General features: G+C 68.6%; 9 protein-coding genes. 5 read left to right on the top strand and 4 right to left on the bottom strand.

Features of this window, described 5'->3' with window-relative positions; genetic code table 11:
* Positions 1-434: hypothetical protein (locus ACKOB8_RS12890; protein ID WP_526377822.1), on the bottom strand; the 434-nt coding region annotated here is incomplete at its 3' end.
* 298 nt (positions 435-732) lie between these two features.
* Positions 733-1,107, bottom strand: a complete 375-nt coding sequence (locus tag ACKOB8_RS12885) for a DUF952 domain-containing protein (RefSeq protein ID WP_526377820.1) — start codon at positions 1,105-1,107, stop codon at positions 733-735.
* 150 nt (positions 1,108-1,257) lie between these two features.
* On the opposite strand from ACKOB8_RS12885, the gene ACKOB8_RS12880 reads away from it, so the two are divergent.
* Both ACKOB8_RS12880 and ACKOB8_RS12875 read left to right on the top strand, forming a co-directional pair.
* Positions 1,258-1,449, top strand: coding sequence for a DUF7455 domain-containing protein (locus ACKOB8_RS12880; protein WP_526377818.1), 192 nt, complete (start codon positions 1,258-1,260; stop codon positions 1,447-1,449).
* Positions 1,450-1,472: 23 nt separating this feature from the next.
* On the top strand, positions 1,473-2,468 hold the full coding sequence (locus tag ACKOB8_RS12875) for a YhjD/YihY/BrkB family envelope integrity protein (protein ID WP_526377816.1): 996 nt from the start codon (positions 1,473-1,475) through the stop codon (positions 2,466-2,468).
* Here the strand turns inward: ACKOB8_RS12875 and ACKOB8_RS12870 are convergent.
* The gene (locus ACKOB8_RS12870) at positions 2,455-2,694 is read right to left on the bottom strand and encodes a DUF3039 domain-containing protein (RefSeq protein WP_526377814.1); all 240 of its coding nucleotides are present in this window, start codon (positions 2,692-2,694) and stop codon (positions 2,455-2,457) included. The genes ACKOB8_RS12875 and ACKOB8_RS12870 overlap by 14 nt on opposite strands.
* 81 nt (positions 2,695-2,775) lie before the next feature.
* On the opposite strand from ACKOB8_RS12870, the gene ACKOB8_RS12865 reads away from it, so the two are divergent.
* From ACKOB8_RS12865 to ACKOB8_RS12855, 3 genes are all read left to right on the top strand, one after another.
* On the top strand, positions 2,776-3,162 hold the full coding sequence (locus tag ACKOB8_RS12865; protein WP_526377812.1) for a DUF3099 domain-containing protein: 387 nt from the start codon (positions 2,776-2,778) through the stop codon (positions 3,160-3,162).
* Positions 3,163-3,310: 148 nt separating this feature from the next.
* Positions 3,311-4,270 (top strand): sigma-70 family RNA polymerase sigma factor, encoded by a 960-nt coding sequence (locus tag ACKOB8_RS12860; RefSeq protein WP_526377810.1) that lies wholly within the window; start codon positions 3,311-3,313, stop codon positions 4,268-4,270.
* A gap of 101 nt (positions 4,271-4,371) precedes the next feature.
* A complete protein-coding gene (locus tag ACKOB8_RS12855) occupies positions 4,372-5,067 on the top strand; it encodes an iron-dependent transcriptional repressor DtxR (RefSeq protein WP_526377808.1) in 696 nt (231 codons plus the stop codon).
* A gap of 9 nt (positions 5,068-5,076) precedes the next feature.
* On the opposite strand, the gene ACKOB8_RS12850 is transcribed toward ACKOB8_RS12855, so the two are convergent.
* A complete protein-coding gene (locus ACKOB8_RS12850) occupies positions 5,077-6,120 on the bottom strand; it encodes a DUF4192 family protein (protein ID WP_526377806.1) in 1,044 nt (347 codons plus the stop codon).
* Positions 6,121-6,256 lie beyond the last annotated feature (136 nt).

The following is a 6,256-nucleotide window of genomic DNA, read 5'->3' as shown; positions in this document are numbered from 1 at the left end:
GGGTCCTTCTCCTTGACGACCAGAAGGTGACCCCGCTCGGCAAGGATCAACGACTCCCCGCGCGACGACCGGTCGCCCAGCCACTGCCCGCGCAGCCGGTGATCCTCCGGGACGTCGAGCAGCACGGTGCCGAGCAGCGCGGGGCGGGTGAGATCCAGGTGCAGCACCCGGGCGGGCTGCTCCTGCAGGATCAGCACCGACGCCCGGTCCACCGGCTCCAGCGCCTCGAACTGCGTGCCGCCCTCCGGCAGCGCCAGGCCGGCCAGGTCCGTCCCGGTCCAGCGCAACGGCCACGGCTCGAGGGGCGCGGAGAACACGGCGGGGTCGCTGTCCCCGACCGCGAGCAGATCCGAACCCAGCAGCGCCAGACCGGACACCTCGCGCAGCGGAATGTCGCCGACGTCGAGCACGCGCAGCGTGGGGGGCTTGCTCATCCGCACCCTCCGTAGCGGGGTGACCGGGCGCTGCGCTCCGACCACGGGATGGGGGGCTCCCGCAGTCACACAACGCCCGGCCACCTTCACCAGAAGCGGTGCCGGTTTCCCGGGGGGATGAGGAAACCGGTGACACGCTTCCTGTTACCTCGCGGACCCCGACCGTGCAGGTTCCTGAGGCGTGCCGCTGGCGCCGCCGCGGTATGCGGAGACGCCCATGGCGAAAAGTAACAGCTACAGGCGCGATGTGATTGCATTTCCCGCCCTTCAAGGCGGCGCTTGTGGATAGTCTTCGGCCTCACCCGGGGACCGGGGGGTCGAAGCGCCCACCGGGTCCGGGGCGATAGGCCTGCACCGCCAACACGGCGCGAACCGGGAGCGGGCCGTAGAGGTGGGGAAAGCGCATGCCCTCAGGATCGCTGGCGACTCCGGGTTCCCAGCGCACCGGCGATCCGAGCTGGCCCGGGTCGAGGTAGAGCAGCACCAGGTCGGTGCGGCCCGCGAACAGCCGGTTCGCCGGCAGATGGACCTGAGCGGGGGTGGACAGGTGCACGAACCCCGCGTCCTGCAGCGAGTCGGGGCGCAGCTCGCCGGCCCGGCGGGCGCGCTCCCAGTCCCGCGCGCCGCAGAGGTGGACCAGGAGTTCGGGTCCGGTCCGGGTGGATGTCGGCACAAGGGACAAGAATGCACGATCAGAATTGCCAAGACAGCCCAGTGAGACACGACACAGCGTTGAGGCCCGGGAACAAGGCCGCCGCGCGCAACGTCTGAGACAGTAGACGGAATGCGCGATCCGGCGCGCCCGGCAGCAATGGAGGTGCCCATGAACGCAACGGTGACCAGCCCGGGCCTGACGAGGGCTGACCGCTGTGACCGCTGCGGTGCACTGGCGCGGGTCCGGGCCACGCTGCGCTCGGGTGCGAAACTGCTGTTCTGCCAGCACCACGCCAACCAGCACCAGGCCAAACTCGTCGAACTGGCTGCCATCCTGGAAGTCACCCCGCCAACCGACTAGCGCGCGGAAGGCCGCGGAGGGCGATGACGGAGCAACAGAGCGGCAAACAGGCCAAGCCGACACGTCATCACGCCTGGCGCATCGCCAAGCGGACCCTGGCAAAAAGCTGGGACGACTCGATCTTCTCCGAATCCGCCCAGGCGGGTTTCTGGTCGGTGCTGTCGCTGCCGCCATTGCTGCTCGGCATGCTGGGAAGCCTCGCCTACATCGCGCCGCTGTTCGGACCGGACACGCTTCCGGCCATCGAACGCCAACTGATCAGCACGTCGAACAGCTTCTTCTCGAAGAACATCGTGGTTGAGATCATCGAACCGACGATCCGCGACATCGTTCAGGGGGCACGCGGCGAGGTCGTATCGCTGGGATTCCTGATCAGCCTGTGGGCGGGATCCTCGGCCATCTCGGCCTTCGTCGACTCGGTGGTGGAGGCCCACGACCAGACCCCGCTCCGTCATCCGGTGCGGCAGCGGTTCTTCGCCCTGGGGCTCTACATGGTCATGCTGGTCTCCGTGATCGCGGCCGCACCACTGGTAGCGCTGGGTCCGCGCAAGGTATCCGAGTACATTCCCGCCAGCTGGGACAACGTCTTGCGCTTCGGGTATTACCCGGTGCTGGTCCTGGGCCTGGTGGTGGCGGTGACGATCCTCTACCGGGTCTCGCTGCCCGACCCGCTGCCGACGCACCGGCTGGTCTGGGGAGCGGTTCTGGCAACTCTGGTGTTCCTGATCGCGACGGCGGGCCTGCGGGTCTACCTGCGCTACATCACCGAGACCGGCTACACCTACGGCGCCCTGGCCACCCCGATCGCATTCCTGCTCTTCGCGTTCTTCCTCGGGTTCGCGGTCATGATCGGAGCCGAGCTCAACGCCGCGATTCAGGAGGAATGGCCCGCGCCGGAGTCGCGCTGGCGCCGGGTGCGGCGCAGGTGGCGCGAGCGGCGATCCGGGGTTTCCGGGCAGACCACCCCGCTGCCCGCCGGGGCGCCCGAGGCCCAGCCGAGCGCGCTCAGCCCCTCTTGAGGGTGTCGAAGATCCGCTTGCAGTCGGGGCAGACCGGCGATCCCGGCTTGGGCGATTTCGTCACCGGGAAGACCTCGCCGCACAGGGCCACGACATGGGTCCCCATGACCGCGCTCTCGGCGATCTTGTCCTTTTTGACGTAGTGGAAGAACTTCGGGGTGTCGTCGCCGGTGCCGTCGTCGACCCGTTCCTCGCTATCGGTGCGCTCAATGGTGTCCGTCCGCATGACCGCCATTGTGCCAGTGCCCCGCGGCCCGGTAAGACAGCCGTAACAATTCCGGGCGGGCGAATGTGCGACAGTATTCCTATGCCCGGGTCGGATCAGGACCTGCTCTTCGACGACGAGGGCCGGCCGGTACTCATCACCAGGGCCGCCCTGTCCCACGAGGAACAGCACCGCCGCCGGGTCCGCAAGTACCTGAGCCTGATGTTCTGGCGGATTCCGGCCTTCATCGCCGCCGCGATCGCCTACGGCATCTGGCACAACGGTCTGATTTCGCTGGCGATCCTGGCGGCCTCCATCCCGCTGCCGTGGATGGCGGTACTCATCGCCAACGACCGTCCGCCCCGGCGGGCCGAGGAACCGCGTCGCTTCCCCGACGCGCCCACCCGCATCGCGCTGTTTCCGACCGCCGAGCGCCCGGCCCTGGAGGGCGGCTCGTCAGCACACCCGCACGAGGCTCAGCCCTCCTGAGCGCGATTTCCCCGCCTTTCTCAGAACACTCTTAAACCCGCACGCCCTTTTCGCACGTCAGCGGGTGTGACCTTGCCCCGATGCGGGAACTCTGCAGGGAGGGCCGACGTTGGACAGGTCAACAGCGAAAGCCTGTCAGGAGGCCATCATGGCAAAGAGCACCACCACCGAGTTTCAGGGCGATCTGGACGCTCAGAGTCCTGCTGCCGACCTCGTGCGGGTGTATCTCAACGGCATCGGCAAGACCGCCCTGCTCACCGCCGCGGACGAAGTTGAGCTCGCCAAGCGCATCGAGGCCGGTCTCTACGCCCAACACCTGCTCGACACCCGCAAGCGCCTCGGCGAGAAACGCAAGCGTGACCTCGGCGTCATCGCCCGCGACGGCGAGGCCGCCCGGCGCCACCTGCTGGAGGCCAATCTGCGGCTGGTGGTGTCACTGGCCAAGCGCTACACCGGTCGCGGCATGCCCCTGCTGGACCTGATCCAGGAGGGCAACCTCGGTCTGATCCGGGCGATGGAGAAGTTCGACTACACCAAGGGCTTCAAGTTCTCCACCTACGCCACCTGGTGGATCCGCCAGGCCATCACCCGCGGAATGGCCGACCAGAGCCGCACGATCCGTCTGCCCGTCCATCTGGTCGAGCAGGTCAACAAACTCGCCAGGATCAAGCGGGAGATGCACCAGACCCTCGGCCGCGAGGCCTCTGACGAGGAGCTGGCCGAGGAGTCGGGTATCCCGGTCGAGAAGATTCTCGACCTGCTTGAGCACAGCCGCGATCCGGTCAGCCTCGACATGCCGGTCGGCACCGACGAGGAGGCTCCGCTGGGCGACTTCATCGAGGACGCCGAAGCGATGTCCGCCGAGAACGCCGTCATCGCCGAGTTGCTGCATACCGATATCCGCTACGTGCTGACCACGCTCGATGAGCGCGAGCAGCAGGTGATCCGGTTGCGATTCGGCCTCGACGACGGCCAGCCCCTCACACTCGACCAGATCGGGAAGCGCTTCGGTCTGTCCCGCGAGCGAGTGCGCCAGATTGAGCGCGAGGTGATGGTGAAGCTGCGCCAGGGTGAGCGCGCCGACCGGTTGCGCTCCTACGCCAGCTAGCCCCCGACCCCACCACCCCTGTGTGCCCGCCGGTTGTCCGGCGGGCACACAGTTTTTCGCGGTCAGACACGTAAACTCAGCGTGCGAGGAAGGGTGGCCTGATGAACGACCTGGTCGACACCACCGAGATGTACCTGCGCACCATCTACGACCTCGAGGAGGAAGGCATCGTGCCGCTGCGGGCGCGGATCGCCGAACGCCTCGAGCAGAGCGGCCCGACCGTCAGCCAGACGGTGTCGCGGATGGAACGTGACGGCCTGCTGCGGGTCGCCGGCGATCGGCACCTCGAACTGACCGCGAAAGGACGTGGACTCGCCATCGCGGTGATGCGCAAGCACCGGTTGGCCGAGTGCCTGCTGGTCGACATCATCGGGCTGCCACTGGAGGACGTGCATGCCGAGGCCTGCCGCTGGGAGCACGTCATGAGCGAGGACGTCGAGCGCCGGCTGGTGCAGGTCCTGGACAACCCGACGGTGTCCCCCTTCGGCAATCCCATTCCCGGTCTCGCGCTGCTTGGGCTGGCGGACGCCGGCGTCGATCCCGATCCCGCCGATCCGGTGCGGCTCACCGAACTGCCCGCCGGCACCCCGGTCGCGGTGGTCATCCGGCAACTGACCGAACGCGTTCAGGGCGACACCGCGCTCATCAGCCGCCTGCGGGAGGCCGGGGTCGTGCCCAATGCGCGGGTGCTTGCCGAGACGACCTCCGCCGGTGACGTGACAATCGTCGTCGGCGGGCATCAGAACGTCACGCTGCCCCACGAGATGGCCCACGCGGTCATCGTCGAGAAGGTCTAGGGCGTCGGGCTAGACGGCCCGCCGGCCCGGTAACCGCACACCGAGGCGTCGGGCGAGTTGGTATCCGGTGTTGGCCAGCTTACGGATCTGCTCGGGCCGCATTCCCGACTGCAGCGCGGTGTCGAGCATCCCCGCCATCCGGTGTCCGGGGTTGCTGTGCAGGGCGGCTTCCAGAGCCAGTCCGGCAAGCGGCCCATCGCCGCGTGCATAGGCCGAAAACGCGAGCAGCACAAGGGATTCGTTGCGCCACGGATCCGGGAGCGTACGGGCAAGCAGCGCCCACAGCGCCTCCGCACACGACGCCTGCTCGCCAACGGCCAAGGCGTAGAGCGTGTCGCGGACCGCACCGTCGGTCAGCCCGCAGGCGATCGCCGCGATCTCGGCGTCACTCAACTCGCCACCCTCGGCCACCAGGGTGGCGGCGATCATCGCCGCCTCGACGTCCCGCCGGCCGCATCCGTCAGGATCGGTTTTCCACTGCCCCTCTCGCCGCAGCGCTTGCGCGACGATCACGTCCACCAGGGCGGCCGAGCGCGCCGGATCGTCCACCGAGACCACTGCCTGCAGGTCGGAGCGGCGGGCATAGAGGCGACGGCCGTCGAGGACCGCGGCGGCGGCCAGCGGCGAGGCGGACGGGTCCTCCACGGTTCCGCTGGCACCGCAACCGTCAACGCAGTGCCAGCTGCCGCCTGTCTCCACCCGGTCCACCACGTGGCTGGCGTACAACTCGACGCCGCGGCTGTCCAGTTCGGCGGCCAGCGCATCGCTGAGCCGCCGGTAGTCGTCGTTGCACATCGGGCAGGAGGCGCCGTCGGCGTCGATGACGGCGGCCACCGCGGTGTCGGCCCCCGAGTTGGCCACCAGCTCGGCGAGGCGACCGACGTCAGATTCCAGGCCGGCCGTCAGGTCTGCCCGCAGAACCGCCCCCATCAGGCCCCGCTCGAGGGAGACCACGACGAGAGACTTCTCGGGTACGAAGCCCAGGACGGCAGGCAGCGCGGCGATCAGCGCACCGGGGCGGGTGAGGCGGGGTTCCGGGGGGTGTGTGGTCATGCCCCGACGCTGTCAGCGGTGGCCGTCAATCGGCCTCGCCCGCAGAGCCCCGCCGGGTGCGGCTGTGGAGGGATTTCAGGCTGTGGATGGCTTCCGGCGGGCGTTTTGGCCCGGACAGGGTGCGAGATCCGGCAAA

It is taken from the genome of Mycobacterium sp. (assembly GCF_046091765.1).
In the GTDB taxonomy this organism is placed as follows: Bacteria; Actinomycetota; Actinomycetes; order Mycobacteriales; family Mycobacteriaceae; genus Mycobacterium.
Note: the sequence above shows the minus strand (reverse complement) of the source record. Positions and strands in the feature narration are given on the sequence as shown.

Bases quoted from the DNA above. Each gene is read 5' to 3' on its own strand.
- ACKOB8_RS12865 (WP_526377812.1), top strand. From the start codon at position 2,776: ATGCCCGGGTCGGATCAGGACCTGCTCTTCGACGACGAGGGCCGGCCG.
- ACKOB8_RS12855 (WP_526377808.1), top strand. From the start codon at position 4,372: ATGAACGACCTGGTCGACACCACCGAGATGTACCTGCGCACCATCTAC.
- ACKOB8_RS12870 (WP_526377814.1), bottom strand. From the start codon at position 2,694: ATGCGGACGGACACCATTGAGCGCACCGATAGCGAGGAACGGGTCGAC.
- ACKOB8_RS12880 (WP_526377818.1), top strand. From the start codon at position 1,258: ATGAACGCAACGGTGACCAGCCCGGGCCTGACGAGGGCTGACCGCTGT.
- ACKOB8_RS12860 (WP_526377810.1), top strand. From the start codon at position 3,311: ATGGCAAAGAGCACCACCACCGAGTTTCAGGGCGATCTGGACGCTCAG.
- ACKOB8_RS12875 (WP_526377816.1), top strand. From the start codon at position 1,473: ATGACGGAGCAACAGAGCGGCAAACAGGCCAAGCCGACACGTCATCAC.
- ACKOB8_RS12850 (WP_526377806.1), bottom strand. From the start codon at position 6,120: ATGACCACACACCCCCCGGAACCCCGCCTCACCCGCCCCGGTGCGCTG.